General features: G+C 70.0%; 13 protein-coding genes and 1 pseudogene. 3 read left to right on the top strand and 11 right to left on the bottom strand.

All coding sequences use genetic code 11. From position 1 onward, the window contains the following. The 6 genes and pseudogenes from HY68_RS45410 to rpsD form a co-directional block, all read right to left on the bottom strand. Window positions 1–604 (bottom strand): annotated as a pseudogene (locus tag HY68_RS45410) (hypothetical protein); the annotation flags it as partial. Between the two features lie 122 nt (window positions 605–726). After that, the gene (ruvX, locus tag HY68_RS22625; protein WP_041991640.1) at window positions 727–1,191 is read right to left on the bottom strand and encodes a Holliday junction resolvase RuvX; all 465 of its coding nucleotides are present in this window, start codon (window positions 1,189–1,191) and stop codon (window positions 727–729) included. Window positions 1,192–1,197: 6 nt separating this feature from the next. After that, window positions 1,198–3,867: an alanine--tRNA ligase gene (alaS, locus tag HY68_RS22620; RefSeq protein WP_041991638.1), complete on the bottom strand. Its 2,670-nt coding sequence runs from the start codon at window positions 3,865–3,867 to the stop codon at window positions 1,198–1,200. Next, window positions 3,867–4,211, bottom strand: a complete 345-nt coding sequence (locus HY68_RS22615; protein WP_041991636.1) for a DUF6167 family protein — start codon at window positions 4,209–4,211, stop codon at window positions 3,867–3,869. The genes alaS and HY68_RS22615 overlap by 1 nt, the downstream gene beginning before the upstream one ends. 7 nt (window positions 4,212–4,218) lie before the next feature. Then, window positions 4,219–4,662: a DUF948 domain-containing protein gene (locus HY68_RS22610; protein WP_041991634.1), complete on the bottom strand. Its 444-nt coding sequence runs from the start codon at window positions 4,660–4,662 to the stop codon at window positions 4,219–4,221. A gap of 201 nt (window positions 4,663–4,863) precedes the next feature. Continuing rightward, window positions 4,864–5,478 carry a 30S ribosomal protein S4 gene (gene rpsD / locus HY68_RS22605; RefSeq protein ID WP_041991632.1) on the bottom strand — a complete coding sequence of 205 codons (615 nt, stop codon included), beginning with the start codon at window positions 5,476–5,478 and terminating at the stop codon, window positions 4,864–4,866. 177 nt (window positions 5,479–5,655) lie between these two features. Between rpsD and HY68_RS22600 the strand changes: the two genes are divergently transcribed. Beyond that, on the top strand, window positions 5,656–6,342 hold the full coding sequence (locus tag HY68_RS22600) for a DUF2470 domain-containing protein (RefSeq protein WP_041991630.1): 687 nt from the start codon (window positions 5,656–5,658) through the stop codon (window positions 6,340–6,342). 15 nt (window positions 6,343–6,357) lie between these two features. Here the strand turns inward: HY68_RS22600 and HY68_RS22595 are convergent, their stop codons facing one another. The 4 genes from HY68_RS22595 to HY68_RS22580 form a co-directional block, all read right to left on the bottom strand. Further along, window positions 6,358–7,713, bottom strand: a complete 1,356-nt coding sequence (locus tag HY68_RS22595) for a replication-associated recombination protein A (protein WP_041991629.1) — start codon at window positions 7,711–7,713, stop codon at window positions 6,358–6,360. Window positions 7,714–7,767: 54 nt separating this feature from the next. Then, a complete protein-coding gene (locus HY68_RS22590) occupies window positions 7,768–8,406 on the bottom strand; it encodes a vitamin K epoxide reductase family protein (protein WP_041991628.1) in 639 nt (212 codons plus the stop codon). Between the two features lie 105 nt (window positions 8,407–8,511). Next, a complete protein-coding gene (gene hisS, locus HY68_RS22585; RefSeq protein ID WP_041991627.1) occupies window positions 8,512–9,777 on the bottom strand; it encodes a histidine--tRNA ligase in 1,266 nt (421 codons plus the stop codon). Between the two features lie 13 nt (window positions 9,778–9,790). Then, window positions 9,791–10,510: an MBL fold metallo-hydrolase gene (locus tag HY68_RS22580; protein ID WP_041991625.1), complete on the bottom strand. Its 720-nt coding sequence runs from the start codon at window positions 10,508–10,510 to the stop codon at window positions 9,791–9,793. Between the two features lie 159 nt (window positions 10,511–10,669). Between HY68_RS22580 and HY68_RS22575 the strand changes: the two genes are divergently transcribed. Further along, window positions 10,670–11,467 carry a peptidylprolyl isomerase gene (locus tag HY68_RS22575; RefSeq protein ID WP_041991623.1) on the top strand — a complete coding sequence of 266 codons (798 nt, stop codon included), beginning with the start codon at window positions 10,670–10,672 and terminating at the stop codon, window positions 11,465–11,467. A 150-nt stretch (window positions 11,468–11,617) separates the two neighbouring features. Continuing rightward, window positions 11,618–12,847: a DUF349 domain-containing protein gene (locus HY68_RS22570; protein ID WP_041991621.1), complete on the top strand. Its 1,230-nt coding sequence runs from the start codon at window positions 11,618–11,620 to the stop codon at window positions 12,845–12,847. 76 nt (window positions 12,848–12,923) lie between these two features. On the opposite strand, the gene HY68_RS22565 is transcribed toward HY68_RS22570, so the two are convergent. Beyond that, a partial coding sequence (locus HY68_RS22565) for a bifunctional (p)ppGpp synthetase/guanosine-3',5'-bis(diphosphate) 3'-pyrophosphohydrolase (RefSeq protein WP_041991619.1) occupies window positions 12,924–15,307 on the bottom strand: 2,384 nt, incomplete at its 5' end.

Below are 15,307 nucleotides of genomic sequence, written 5' to 3'. Positions count from 1 at the left end.
GCTGCTGCTGGCCCGGCGGCTGCTGTTGCGGGTAGCCCTCGGGGGCGGCGTAGTAGTCGGGGTTCTGCGGGTAGCCGTTGCCCTGCCCGGTGTCGCCCTGGTTGCCGTAGCCACCTGGGGGCTGCTGGCCGTACTGCATGGCCGCCCGCTGCCCGGTGTCCCAACCGCCTTGGTACTGCGGGTCGTTGTACTGGGGATCGGTGTACTGGTGCTGCGCGTCGTACTGCTGGGCCTGCGGCTGCTGCGGCTGCTGCGCGTTGTTGTACCGGGGGTCGTTGTACTGCTGCTGCCCGCCGTACTGCTGGGGCTGCTGGGGCTGCTGCTGGTACTGAGCCTGGGCCTGCGGGTACTGCTGCTGGTACTGCGGGTCGGCGTACTGCTGCGGGGGGTACTGCTGCTGGTACGGGTCCTGGCCGGCCGCGTACTGGCCCTGGCCTGCCGTCTGCTGCCCCTGAACCGGCTGCTGCGGGTACTGCTGCTGCGGCTGGCCGCCGTACGGGGCCTGGCCGTCGGCGGCCTGCTGCGCTGCCCATCCCTGGTCCCCGTACAGGGGATCCTCGGGGTGCCACGGTTCGGAGCCGGGGCCCCGGCCATAGTCAGTCATCGATCCCCTAGAGCCGCGAGGCAACGGCTTGCGAGCACTCGGCACGGCGTCCGTTGGGCCTCTTTGTTGTGCGGCAGCTGTTCGAACACCGCCGCATCGCGCGGAACGTTACCGTATCGCGATCAGATGACCACTTCGACGGCTTCGCCCGGAGCTTTACCCAAGGCTCGTTCAGCCTCAAGGGCATTCTGCAGGATGATGATCGCAGCCGCCTGGTCGATCACCGACCGGCCCTTCTTGGACGTCACGCCGGACGCGCGCAGGCCCTGGGCCGCCGACACCGTCGTCATCCGCTCGTCCACCAGCCGTACCGGTACGGGAGCGGCGCCCCGTGCGACCTCCTGGGCGAAGATCCGGACCTTCGCCGCCGCCGGGCCCTCGCCGCCGTTCAGGGAGCGCGGCAGCCCGATCAGCACCTCGATCGGTTCGTACTCCTGCACGAGCTGGAGCAGCCGCCGGTGGGCGGCCGGGACATCACGTCCCGGCACGGTCTCCACCGGGGTGGCGAGGACCCCGTCGGGGTCGCACGAGGCGACCCCGATCCGGGCGTCCCCGACGTCGATCGCGAGACGACGTCCTCGTCTCATCGGCCGTCAGGCCGTTTCTGCGACGAGGCGCTCGACAGCGGCCACGGCGTCGCCGATGGCGGCCGGGTTCTGCCCACCGCCCTGCGCGACGTCCGGCTTGCCGCCGCCTCCGCCGCCGAGGGTCTTGGCGGCGGCGCGCACCAGCTCGCCGGCCTTGAGCCCGCGTCCGCGCGCGGCCTCGTTGGTGGCGATGACCGTCAGCGGACGGCCGCCGGCCGTGCTGAACAGCGCCACGACAGCGGGCCGGTCGTTCGGGATCCGGCCGCGTACGTCGAGGACGAGCCGGCGCAGGTCGTCGGCCGACGTGCCGTCCGGGACCTGTCCGGTGACCAGCGCCGTACCGCGTACGTCCACGGCACTGGCGGCAAGCCCAGCGGCGGCGGCGAGCACCTTCTCCGCGCGGAACTTCTCGATCTCCTTCTCGGCTTCCTTGAGCTTGGCGAGCACCCCGGAGATCTTCTCGGGCAGCTCCTCGGAGCGGCCCTTGACCAGCTCCTGGAGCTGGGCGACGACGGTGTGCTCCCTGGCGAGGAAGTTGTACGCGTCCACCCCGACCAGGGCCTCGATACGGCGGACCCCGGAGCCGATCGACGATTCGCCGAGCAGCTTGACCAGGCCGAGCTGGGCGGTGTTGTGCACGTGCGTGCCGCCGCACAGCTCCTTGGAGAAGTCGCCGATGGTCACGACGCGGACCCGCTCGCCGTACTTCTCGCCGAACTCGGCGATGGCGCCCTGCTTCTTGGCGTCGTCGATGGACATGACCTCGGCCTGTACGTCGAGGTCCCTGGCGAGCACTTCGTTGATCTTCTGCTCGACGTCGGTGAGGACCGTGCCGGGTACGGCGGCGGGCGAACCGAAGTCGAAGCGGAACCGGCCGGGCGAGTTCTCGGAACCGGCCTGGGCGGCCGTCGGGCCGAGCGCGTCGCGCAGCGCCTGGTGGGTCAGGTGGGTGGCGCTGTGGGCGCGGGCGATGGCCCGGCGCCGGTGGGTGTCGATGGCGGCGTGCACGGACGAGCCGAGCGTCACCTCACCCACCTGGACGGTGCCCTTGTGCACGTAGATCCCGGGGACCGGCTGCTGGACGTCCCTGATCTCGATGACGGCGCCGGTGTCGACCCTGATCCGGCCCTGGTCGGCGAGCTGGCCGCCGCCCTCGGCGTAGAACGGGGTGCGGTCGAGGACGACCTCGACGTCGTCGCCCTCGGTCGCGGCCGGTGAGGGGACACCGTCCACGAGCAGGCCGACCACGGTCGACTCGTTCTCGGCGGTGGTGTAGCCGGTGAACTCGGTCACACCGCTCTTGTCGGCGACCTCGCGGTAGGCGGACAGGTCGGCGTGGCCGGACTTCTTGGACCTGGCGTCGGCCTTGGCGCGCTCGCGCTGTTCCTTCATCAGCCGGCGGAACCCGTCCTCGTCCACGGACAGGCCCTGTTCGGCGGCCATCTCCAGGGTGAGGTCGATCGGGAAGCCCCAGGTGTCGTGGAGCAGGAACGCCTTGTCGCCGGCGAGCACCTTGCCGCCGGCGGCCTTGGTCTCGGTGACGGCGGTGTCGAGGATGTTGGTGCCGCCCTTGATGGCCTTGAGGAAGGCGGCTTCCTCGGCGAGGGCGACGGTCTCGATGCGCTTGCGCTCGGTCCGCAGCTCCGGGTACTGCTCGCCCATCGTCTCGATGACCACGTCGACCAGGTCGGCGACGACCGGGCCCGTGGCGCCGAGCAGCCGCATGTTGCGGATGGCGCGGCGCATGATGCGGCGCAGCACGTAGCCGCGGCCCTCGTTGCCGGGGGTGACGCCGTCACCGATGAGCATCACGGACGTACGCATGTGGTCGGTGACGACGCGCAGCGAGACGTCCGAGCCGTGGTCGGCGCCGTAGCGCACGCCGGTCAGCTCGGTGGCCCTGGCGATGACCGCCATCGACGTGTCGATCTCGAACATGTTCTGCACGCCTTGCAGGATCATGGCGAGGCGTTCGAGGCCGAGTCCGGTGTCGATGTTCTTCGAGGGCAGGTCGCCGAGGATCTCGAAGTCTTCCTTCGTCTGCCCCGGGCCGCGCTCGTACTGCATGAAGACCAGGTTCCAGATCTCCACGTACCGCTCGTCGTTGACGGCGGGTCCGCCGGCGGCGCCGAACTCGGGACCGCGGTCGTAGTGGATCTCGGAGCTGGGGCCGCAGGGTCCTGGCACGCCCATGGACCAGAAGTTGTCCTTCTTGCCGAGCCGCTGGATCCGCTCGGCCGGCACGTCCGTCTTGGCCAGCCAGATCCGCTCGGCCTCGTCGTCCTCCAGGTAGATGGTCACCCAGAGCCGCTCGGGGTCGAGTCCGTAACCGCCGTCGGCCTGGGGGCGGGTGAGCAGCTCCCAGGCCAGCTCGACGGCGCCTTCCTTGAAGTAGTCGCCGAAGGAGAAGTTGCCGCACATCTGGAAGAACGTGCCGTGCCGGGTGGTCTTGCCGACCTCTTCGATGTCGGGGGTCCGCACGCACTTCTGCACGCTGGTGGCGCGCGGGGCGGGCGGCTTGACCTCGCCGAGGAAGTAGGGCTTGAACGGCACCATGCCTGCCGGGACGAGGAGCAGAGTCGGGTCGTCCGCGATGAGCGACGCCGAAGGGACGACGGTGTGCCCGCGCTCCTCGAAGAAGCTCAGCCAGCGGCGGCGGATTTCAGCCGACTCCATCAGTGGTCCTCATTCCGGTTGTGCGAGTTGTAGGGGTACGTGGTGCCGCGGCGGCCGCCGGGCTCGTCCTGTTCGATGGCCACGACGCGGCGCGGGGCGGGCAGTTCGGGTGCGGCGGACGCGTCGATGCCCAGCGCCTCGCCCAGTTCCGCCTCGCGCCTGACCATGCCGGTCCTGACGTCGACGGCGAAGTCCTTGAGCCGGTGGCCCGCGACGAGCGCCTTGTTGGCCGCCTGCGCGGCGAGACTCTCCGGGCTCAGCTGCCTGATCTTGCGGTTGACCTTGGTGGTGGCCCACACGCCGGCTGCTGCGCCCGCTGTGAACCAGAACGTACGGCGGAACATGGCTGCGTCAGCCTTTCTTCTTCCTGCGCCTGGCCGACGGAACCGTACGGCCGACGACTACGGTGCGCCGGGCCCGGTCGGCCGGGGCTTCGCCGCCGGCCGGTGCGCCCTTGCGGCTCATGGCCTGTCGTACTCCGTAGCCGAAGGCGGCGACCTTGACCAGCGGCCCGCCGAAGGTCGAGGCGACCGTCGAGGAGAGCGCGGACGCGTTGGAGGTGACTTCCTGGACGTCGGTGGCGATAGCGTCGACCCGGTCGAGCTGGGTCTGCGCCGAGCGCACCGTCGCCGAGGCGTCCGCGAGCAGCGGCACCGCCTGGTCCGTCACGTCCGCCATGAGCTTGGTGGTCGCCTTGAGCGTCTGGGCCAGCCTCACCAGTACCACGGCGAGGAAGGAGACCAGGATCGCCCAGAACACGGCCACCAGGAGCCCGGCAACCTCTCCACCGGTCACACCGCACCGCTCTCTGCTCGGAAAATCGTGCCCCGAAAATCGTGGTCCGACCCTATCGCGCCGGGCCTGTCCCCCTGAACCGGATTGTCGGCGGCGCGGGGGCGGGTCCGCGTGGCGCGGGTCCGGTACGCCGAAGCCCGCCGGCCCCGCGCCGGAAGCGGCGGGGAACGGCGGGCAGACGCGCGGTGAGCTACGGCCGGGTCAGCGGGCGTAGTACTCGACGACCAGCTGCTCGTCGCAGATGACCGGGATTTCCTTGCGGTTCGGGTCGCGGTCCAGGCGGAACGCCAGCGCCTTCAGGTTGACCTGGAGGTAGCGCGGGGTCTCGCCGTCGGTGTCGTAGCCACCTTCGCGCGCGACCTGGAAGGGGACCTTCTCGCGGCTGCGCTCGCGGACCATCACGACATCGTCGGGACGGACGCGGAACGACGGCTTGTCGACCTTGTTGCCGTTGACCTCGATGTGGCCGTGGACAACCATCTGACGGGCCTGGTAGATGGTGCGGGCGATGCCCGAACGCAGGACCAGCGCGTCGAGACGGCGCTCCAGCTCGACGACGAGCGCCTCGCCCGTCTTGCCCTCGGCCTTGCGGGCGCGGTCGTAGGCACGCGCCATCTGGCGCTCGCTGATGTCGTACTGGGCGCGCAGGCGCTGCTTCTCCAGCAGACGGACCTTGTAGTCACTGTTCTGCTTGCGTCCGCGACCGTGCTCACCCGGCGGGTAGGGACGGGCCTCGAAGTACTTGACAGCCTTCGGCGTCAGCGCGATACCGAGCGCACGCGACTTCTTGACCTTGGGACGCGACTGGTTAGGCACGTTCTCCAGACCTCCGTTGTAGGTTAGGTTAGGCTCACCTTACTCAAAGGAGATCGCATGTCTCGCCCTGGGAACACCACGCGCATCACAGACAGCCTCGACGCACAGGGCACCGAATCGACGGAGGTCCGATCAGCTCATGGTCAGCCGCGTCCCAGCGGGCTTGAAATCGCCCGGATGCCGTCAGCAGCCGAGCGCACACGAACTCTCGTACAGAGTACATGCTCGTCGGTGCTGCTCATTCCAGGGCTTGAAGGCGCCAAACCCCTCCAGTTGATGCCGGATGCCCGCGTGGTGGGGCCCGAAGGTGACGTGTTCCTCGTCTTCGCCGCGGACTCCCCCGCCGTACGCGCAGCCGCCCACGCGCAGGACGACGAGCTGTCCGCCGTGCTGGAGATCACCGATGTCGCGCCCGTCTCCGTACCGCACCGGATCAGGGGCAGGGCCTGGGTCTCCGGCTGGCTGACCCGGGTGCCGGGACGAGCGGAACCCGGCCAGGCCACGCTCCGGCTCGAAGTGGGCGAGGCCTGCGTGGACGACCTGTGGGGCGCCGAGTCCGTCGAGCCCGAGGAGTTCGCCGCAGCCGAGGCCGACCCGCTGGTCGAGCACGAGGCCGAGCTGCTCCAGCATCTGCACAGCGCCCACGGCGCCGAGGTCCGGCGGCTGCGCGAACTGCTCGGCGAACGGGCCGGTGCCTCGACCGCCGGCTCCGCCGCCGTGCCCGTCGCGCTGGACCGGTTCGGACTGCGGGTGCGCTTCACCGGCGTCCAGTGCTTCGACGCGCGCTTCGACTTCCCCGAGCCGGTGGCCGACGTGAACGGACTGCGCCGGGCGATGCACACCCTCTTCGACGCGTCGCACTAGCGCCTGTCCGGCAGGTCAGGAGCCGTCCCCGCGCAGCCGCTCGCGCACCTTCTCCACGACGTCGGCGTACCGCGCCTCGGCGCCGTAGCGGGTCGGCTCGTAGTACCGCTTGCCCTGGACGCCCTCCGGCGCGTACTGCTGGGCGGCGATCCCGCCCGGCACGTCGTGCGGATACACATAGCCCTGTGCGTGGCCGAGCTTGGCCGCGCCCTTGTAATGGCCGTCGCGCAGATGCGTCGGCACCGACCCGGCCACCCCCGTCTTGACGTCTTCGAGGGCGGCGCCGATCGCCAGCGTCGCCGCGTTCGACTTCGGGGCGAGGGCGAGGGCGATGGTGGCGTGGCTGAGGGTGAGGGACGCCTCGGGGAAGCCGATCATGGCGACGGCCTGGGCCGCCGCGACGGCGAGCGGCAGGGCGGCCGGATCGGCAAGGCCGATGTCCTCGCTCGCCGAGATCATCAGCCGTCTCGCGATGAACCGGGGGTCCTCCCCCGCGTCGATCATCCGGGCCAGGTAGTGCAGTGCCGCGTCCACGTCGGAGCCGCGGATCGACTTGATGAGCGCGCTCGCCACGTCGTAGTGCTGGTCCCCGTCGCGGTCGTACGCCACCGCGGCGCGGTCGACCGTCTCCTCGACCGTGCCGAGGGTGATCTCCGCCTCGCCCTTGTCGATCGCGGCGCCGGCCGCCGCCTCCAGCGCGGTCAGCGCGCGCCGTGCGTCACCGCCGGCGATCCGCAGCAGATGCGCCTCCGCGTCGTCCGGGAGCGTGACGGCGCCGCCGAGACCCCGCTCCTCGGTGAGCGCGCGGCGCAGCAGGCTGCGCAGGTCGTCGTCGGTGAGCGGTTCGAGCGTGAGCAGCAGCGACCGGGAGAGCAGCGGGGAGATGATCGAGAAGTACGGGTTCTCGGTGGTGGCCGCGATGAGCGTGACCCAGCGGTTCTCCACGGCGGGCAGCAGCGAGTCCTGCTGGGCCTTGCTGAAGCGGTGGATCTCGTCGAGGAAGAGGACGGTCTCCTTGCCGTAGCCACCGGAGGCGCGGCGGGCGCCGTCGATGACGGCCCTGACCTCTTTGACCCCCGCGGTGATCGCGGACAGCTCCACGAAACGCTTGTTGGTCGCTTTCGAGACGACGTAGGCCAGGGTGGTCTTGCCGGTGCCGGGCGGGCCCCAGAGGATCACGGACGAGGGTCCTGCGGGACCGCCCGTACCCTCGCCGACCAGGCGGCGCAGCGGTGATCCGGGCTTGAGCAGATGGCGCTGGCCGACGACTTCGTCGAGGACGCGCGGACGCATCCGTACGGCCAGGGGGCTGCTGGACGGATCCTTCTCCTGGCGGTCTTCCGCCGCTGCGGTAAAGAGGTCGGGCTCCACATGTGAAGCCTATGTCAGGCCACCGACAGCGTGATGGGACCGGTCGGGCAGCCGTCAGCTGGTCCAGAAGTCCCACCAGCGGGTCAGGATGAGCATCCCGATGATGCCGAGGTGCAGCACCGGGAGCACCCAGGTGAACTCGCCGAAGAAGCTCCGCAGCCAGGACGGCGCCGGCAGGATCCCGGCGCGGACGTTGTGCGACGTCACGTACCAGAACAGGACCGTCGTACCGACCCAGGCGAGGCAGCACCACAGGCACAGGGCGTTGATGCTGTACAGCGACTGGTACTGGAGCCAGGTGCAGAACCCGACACCGAAGAGGGCGCCGAAGTTCAGCCCGAGCCAGTACCAGCCGCGGAACCGGGCGCCCGCCAGCACGGCGAGGCCGATGCCGATCACGACGGGGTACGTGGCGAGGCCGAGCATCGGGTTGGGGAAGCCGAAGACCGCCGCCTGTGCGCTCTTCATCACACTGCCGCAGGACACGACGGGGTTGAGACTGCACCCGGGCGTGAAGCCGGGGTCTTCGAGCAGCTTGAACTTGTCGAGCGTGATGACCCAGGCGGCCAGCAGCCCCGCGGCGCCCGTGATGATCAGCAGCAGCCCGAAGGCACGGCTGCCGCCGATCGTGCGGGCGGAGTCACCCTCGTCCCGCTCGGAGGAGGAGACATCGTCCAGCGCGGTACTCGTCATATCGCTTTCCATACGTTTCAGTGGCCTGCGGGGGCAGGCTCATTGTGCCGCACCCGCCCCCAGGACCACTGTTCGCCGGAGATAAGGACAACGTCCTGAGCGCTGTTACCGGCCGAGCCGGCGAGCCAGCTCCGCACCGATGTCGCCGAGCGCGACGGGCCCCTGCTCGCCGCTCTCCATGTCCTTGAGCTGGACCACGCCGTCGGCGAGATCGCGCTCGCCCGCCACGAGCGTGTAGCGGGCGCCGGACCTGTTGGCGTCCTTCATGGCGCCCTTCAGTCCCTTCGTGCCGAAACTGAAGTCGGCGGCGATCCCCGCCCTGCGCAGTTCGGTGACGGCAGCGAACAGCACGCGCCGCGCCTCCTCACCGAGCGCGATCGCGAACACGCTGGTGGCGGAGGGCAGTTGGAGCGTGATGCCCTCGGCCTCCAGCGCCAGGACCGTGCGGTCGACACCCAGCGCCCAGCCGACCGACGGCAGCGCGGGGCCGCCGATCATCTCGGAGAGCCCGTCGTAACGGCCGCCGCCGCCCACCGCCGACTGCGCGCCGAGACCGTCGTGGACGAACTCGAAGGTGGTGCGGGTGTAGTAGTCGAGGCCGCGGACGAGCCGCGCGTCGTCCTCGTACGCGACGCCCGCAGCGCCCAGCAGTTCGCGCACCTCTTCGTGGTACGCCTTGCACGCGTCGCACAGATAGTCGCGGAGCAGCGGCGCTTCGGCGAGTTGACGCTGCACGTCGGGGCGCTTGTCGTCGAGGACCCGGAGCGGGTTGATCTCGATCCGGCGGCGGGTCTCCTCGTCGAGGTCGAGTCCGCGCAGGAAGCCCTGGAGCGCTTCGCGGTAGACGGGCCTGCAGACCTTGTCACCCAGCGAGTTGAGCAGGATGCGGAAGGTGCGCAGTCCGAGCGAGCGGTACGCCTGGTCGGCCAGAATGATCAACTCGGCGTCGAGCGCGGGGTCCTCGGCGCCGATCGCCTCGGCGCCCACCTGGGAGAAGTGCCGGTAGCGGCCCTTCTGCGGGCGCTCGTAGCGGTAGTACGAGCCGGAGTACCAGAGCTTGACCGGCAGCCTGCCCGCCTTGTGGAGGTTGGCCTCCAGCGCGGCGCGCAGCACGGAAGCCGTGCCCTCGGGGCGCAGCGCGAGCTTGTCGCCGCCCTTGGTCTCGAAGGCGTACATCTCCTTGCTGACGATGTCGGTGGACTCGCCGACACCGCGCGCGAACAGCTCCACGTTCTCGAAGCCGGGGGTCTCCACATAGCCGTAGCCGGAGTTCCTGAGCGGCGCCGAGATCGCCTCGCGTACCGCGAGGAACGTCGCGGACTCGGGCGGGAGCAGGTCGTAGGTGCCCTTGGGGGCCTGGAAAGTACTCATGGGGATCGCTGCGTCACATTCCTCGTAGCGGCCGGGCGCTCGCTCCGCCGTCGCCGGCGGTCGCCGCTTCCCGCAGATACGGGTTGGCGGTGCGCTCCTGGCCGATGGTCGTCTGGGGGCCGTGGCCCGACAGCACCACGGTCGAGTCGTCGAGCGGCAGGCACACGCGGGCCAGCGACTCGAACAGCTCGGCCTGGTCGCCGCCGGGCAGATCGGTGCGTCCGACGGAGCCGGCGAACAGCAGATCACCGGAGAACAGCAGCGGCGGGATGTCCCCCGCCGTGTCCTCGGGCAGTCCGAAGGTCACCGACCCCTTGGTATGGCCGGGCGCATGCGAGACGGCGAGGTCGAGCCCCGCCAGCCGCAGCCGTGCGCCGTCGGTCAGTTCCCTGATGTCGTCCGGCTCCCCCACGGTCAGCTCGCCCATGAGCGGCATACCGATCGAGCGGCCGATCCCCTTCTCGGGGTCGCTCATCATGTAGCGGTCGGCGGGGTGGATCCAGGCCGGTACGTCATGGGCACCGCAGACGGGGACGACCGAGGCGACATGGTCGATGTGGCCGTGCGTGAGGACGACGGCGACCGGCTTGAGCCGGTGCTTGCGCACCGCGTCGGCGACGCCCTGGGCGGCCTGGTGGCCCGGGTCGATGATCACGCACTCCTCGCCCGCGGCGGGGGCGACCAGATAACAATTGGTCCCCCAGGCCCCGGCGGGGAACCCGGCAATGAGCACAATCGTCCCTTTTTGTTGTCCGGCAGGTCCGTGCCCGCGAGGAGATCGCGGCAGATCAAAGCCTACCGGCGCTGCTCATTCCACAGCTAACCCATATACCGTACGGGGCTAGTCCTGTGACATGCCGACGATCATGCCGACCCACGAGGAGAAGACCCGGTGGCCAACAACGACCAGCGGCGGCGGGAACTCGCCCGCAAGAAGTTCGAGCGCCAGCAGCAGCGCCGGGCCGAGGCACGGCGGAAGGCGAAGCGGCGCAACATCGTCATCGCCTCCGTGCTGGCCGTGGTGGTGCTGGCCGGCGGCGCCGCGTACGCGTCGGTGGGCCTGTCGGACGACGACAAGAGCGACACGGCGGCGAAGCCGTCGGCGCCGCCGTCGCCCGTGCCGTCCCCCTCGGCGAGCGAGAGCGCACCGCCCGAACCGAAGATGACGGTCGACAAGACGGCCAAGTACACGATGTCGCTCAAGACGAACCAGGGTGACATCGCCATCGCCATGGACGCGGCGAAGACCCCGCACACCGTCAACTCGTTCAAGGCGCTCGCCGACAAGAAGTACTTCGACAAGACGAAGTGCCACCGGCTGACGACGTCCGGCATCTTCGTGCTCCAGTGCGGCGACCCGAAGGGCGACGGCTCGGGCGGCCCCGGCTACACCATCCCCGACGAGAACCTCACGGCGCTCGGCAAGGCCGCTGCCGACGGCACGGTGACCTTCCCCGCGGGGACGGTCGCGATGGCCAACACCGGCCAGCCGCACACCGGTGGCAGCCAGTTCTTCCTGGTCTACAAGGACACCAAGCTGCCGCCCACGTACACCCCGTTCGGGACGATGGACGCGGCCGGTCTGCAGACCGTGCAGGACGTGGCGAAGGCCGGCGTCACCGGCGGCAGCGGTGACGGTGCGCCCAAGAAGGCCGTCACCATCTCGAAGGCCACCGTCGACAAGGCGTAACCAGCCGAATTTCAGCCGTGCTGAGTGCGGACAGCCGGTCGCCCTGTCACTTAGATTGGCGTTGTGCAGGGCGGGCGCTGCCCGCCCCAGGAAACTGTGGACGATGCCCGGGGGCCAACTCCCCGGCGGGCATCAGGTGGAGGAGGCGCTGTGAGCAGCGACCCGTGGGGCCGTGTCGACGAGACAGGCACCGTGTACGTGCGTACGGCCGAGGGCGAGCAGGTCGTCGGATCCTGGCAGGCCGGCTCTCCGGACGAGGCCCTGGCCTATTTCGAGCGCAAGTACGAGGGCCTGGTCGTCGAGATCGGGTTGCTCGAAAAGCGGGTGAAGACCACCGACCTGTCCGCGAAGGACGCGACGGCGGCCATCGATCATCTGCGCGGGCAGATCGACGAACACCACGCGGTGGGTGACCTCGACGCGCTGCGGCAGCGCCTCGACGGCCTGGTCGCGACGGTCGAAGCGCGCCGTGAGGAGCGCAAGGCACAGCGCGCCAAGCAGACCGACGAGGCGAAGGTCGCCAAGGAGGCGCTGGTCGTCGAGGCCGAGGAGCTGGCGCAGAGCGACCAGTGGCGGGCCGCCGGTGAGCGGCTGCGGGCGCTGGTGGACATCTGGAAGGGCCTGCCGAGGCTGGACCGGAAGTCCGACGACGAGCTGTGGCACCGCTTCTCGCACGCGCGCTCCGCCTTCTCCAAGCGCCGCAAGGCCCACTTCGCCGCGCTCGACGCGCAGCGCGAGGAGGCACGGCAGGCCAAGGAGAAGCTGGTCACCGAGGCCGAGGCGCTGTCCGGGTCCACCGACTGGGGTGCCACGGCGGCGCGTTACCGCGAGCTGATGACGGACTGGAAGGCGGCGGGCCGCGCCCAGCGCGAGGCCGAGGACGACCTGTGGAACCGCTTCCGCGGTGCCCAGGACGTCTTCTTCGCCGCACGCGGCGAGGTCTTCGCCGAGCGGGACGCCGAGCAGACCGAGAATCTGAAGCTCAAGGAGGAGCTGGCCGTCGAGGCCGAGCGCCTGCTGCCGGTGAAGGATCTCAAGTCGGCCAGGGCCGCTTTCCGTGCCATCAACGAGCGCTGGGAGGCGATCGGGCATGTGCCGCGCGACGCCAGGCCCAAGGTCGAGGGCCGGATGCAGACCGTGGAGCGGGCGCTGCAGGAGTCCGAGGAGAACGAGTGGCGCCGGACGAACCCGGAGGCGCGGGCCCGCGCCGAGGGTCTGACCGGTCAGCTGCAGGCCGCCGTCGACAAGCTGCGTACGCAGATCGACGCGGCGCGCGCGCAGGGCAACAACTCCCGGGCGGACAAGCTCGCCAAGGAGCTGGAGGGCCGGCAGGCGCTGCTCGACCAGGCGCTGAAGGGCTTGCAGGAGTTCGGCGGCTGACGCGAGGTCCCAGATGTGCGAGGGCGGCCCCGGAGCGTGAAGCTCCGGGGCCGCCTTCGTGTTCGGCTGGTGGGCGCTACGGCCTGCGGGCCGAGGTGACGCGGTAGACGTCGTAGACGCCCTCCACGCCCCGTACGGCCTTCAGGACGTGCCCGAGGTGCTTCGGGTCACCCATCTCGAAGGTGAAGCGCGAGGTGGCCACCCGGTCGCGGGAGGTCTGGACGGCCGCCGACAGGATGTTGACGTGCTGGTCGGACAGGACGCGCGTGACGTCCGACAGCAGCCGGGAGCGGTCCAGCGCCTCGACCTGGATGGCGACCAGGAACACCGACGACTGGGTGGGCGCCCACTCGACTTCCAGGATCCGCTCGGGCTGCTGGGACAGTGAGTCGACGTTGACGCAGTCGGCGCGGTGCACCGAGACGCCGCTGCCGCGCGTGACGAAGCCGATGATCGGGTCTCCCGGCACCGGCGTACAGCAGCGCGCGAGCTTGACCCACACGTCGTCGACGCCCTTGACGACCACCCCGGGGTCGGCGCTCTTACGGCGCTTGCTGCGGCCGTGCGAGGGCGGCTCGCTCTCGGCGAGGTCCTCGTTGGCGGCCTCCTCGCCGCCGAGCGCCTGCACCAGCTTGTGGACGACGCCCTGCGCGGCGACATGGCCCTCGCCGATCGCCGCGTACAGCGACGAGATGTCGGGGTAGCGCATCTCGTGCGCGAGCGTGACCAGCGAGTCGCCGGTGAGGATGCGCTGGATCGGCAGGTTCTGCTTGCGCATCGCCTTGGCGATGGCGTCCTTGCCCTGCTCGATCGCCTCGTCACGGCGTTCCTTGGAGAACCAGCCACGGATCTTGTTCCTGGCCCGCGGCGACTTGACGAACCCCAGCCAGTCGCGTGACGGTCCCGCACCGGACGCCTTGGAGGTGAAGACCTCCACCAAGTCCCCGTTGTCGAGGGTCGATTCGAGCGGTACGAGCCGCCCGTTGACCCGCGCTCCTATGGTGCGGTGGCCGACCTCCGTGTGCACGGCGTACGCGAAGTCGACGGGCGTCGCGCCCGCGGGCAGCGCTATCACGTCGCCCTTCGGCGTGAACACGAAGACCTCGTTGCGCGACAGGTCGAAGCGGAGCGACTCCAGGAACTCGCTGGGGTCCTCGGTCTCCTTCTGCCAGTCGAGCAACTGCCGCAGCCACGCCATGTCGTTGACGGTGTCCTGGCCGCCGACCTTGCTGGTGGACCTGGGCACGTCGGTGCGCACCTTCGACGCCCCGGCGACGGCCTCCTGCTTGTACTTCCAGTGCGCGGCGATGCCGTACTCGGCGCGGCGGTGCATGTCGAAGGTGCGGATCTGCAGCTCGACGGGCTTGCCGTTGGGGCCGATGACCGTCGTGTGCAGCGACTGGTACATGTTGAACTTCGGCATCGCGATGTAGTCCTTGAACCGCCCCGGCACCGGATTCCACCGGGCGTGCACGGTGCCGAGCGCCGCGTAGCAGTCGCGGACGGTGTCGACGAGGACACGGATGCCGACCAGGTCGTAGATCTCCGCGAAGTCCCGGCCGCGGACGATCATCTTCTGGTAGACGCTGTAGTAGTGCTTCGGCCGGCCTGTGACGGTGGCCTTGATCCGGGCCGCCCGCAGGTCCGACTGCACCTCGTCGGTCACTATGGCCAGGTACTCGTCGCGCTTGGGGGCCCGCTCGGCGACGAGCCGGACGATCTCGTCGTACATCTTGGGGTAGAGGATCGCGAAGGCGAGGTCCTCCAGCTCCCACTTGATGGTGTTCATGCCCAGCCGGTGGGCCAGCGGTGCGTAGATCTCCAGCGTCTCGCGGGCCTTCTTCTCCTGCTTCTCCCGCTTGAGATACCGCATCGTGCGCATGTTGTGCAGCCGGTCGGCGAGCTTGATGACCAGGACCCGCGGGTCCTTGGCCATGGCGACGACCATCTTGCGTACGGTCTCGGCCTGCGCGGCCTCGCCGAACTTGACCCGGTCCAGCTTGGTGACCCCGTCGACGAGGAGGGCGACCTGCTCGCCGAAGTCCTTGCGCAGGGTGTCCAGGCCGTACTCGGTGTCCTCGACCGTGTCGTGCAGCAGGCCCGCCATCAGGGTGGCGGGGTCCATGCCCAGCTCGGCGAGGATCGTCGTGACGGCGAGGGGGTGGGTGATGTAGGGGTCGCCGCTCTTGCGCTTCTGGCCGCGGTGCCAGCGCTCGGCGACCTGGTAGGCGCTCTCGATCTGGCGCAGCGTCGCGGACTCGATCTTGGGGTCGTTGCCCCGGACCGTGCGCAGCAGCGGTTCGAGCACCGGGTTGTACGGGGACGAGCGCTGCACGCCGAGCCTGGCGAGCCGGGCCCTGACGCGGTTGGACGAGCCGCCGGAGCGCGCGGGCGTGGCCGGACCGGGCTTCGGGGCGGTGACGGGCGTGGGCGGCACGGGCGGGGCCTTGGCGGCCGGGG

This window comes from Streptomyces sp. AcH 505, from assembly GCF_000818175.1.
In the GTDB taxonomy this organism is placed as follows: Bacteria; Actinomycetota; Actinomycetes; order Streptomycetales; family Streptomycetaceae; genus Streptomyces.
Note: the sequence above shows the minus strand (reverse complement) of the source record. Positions and strands in the feature narration are given on the sequence as shown.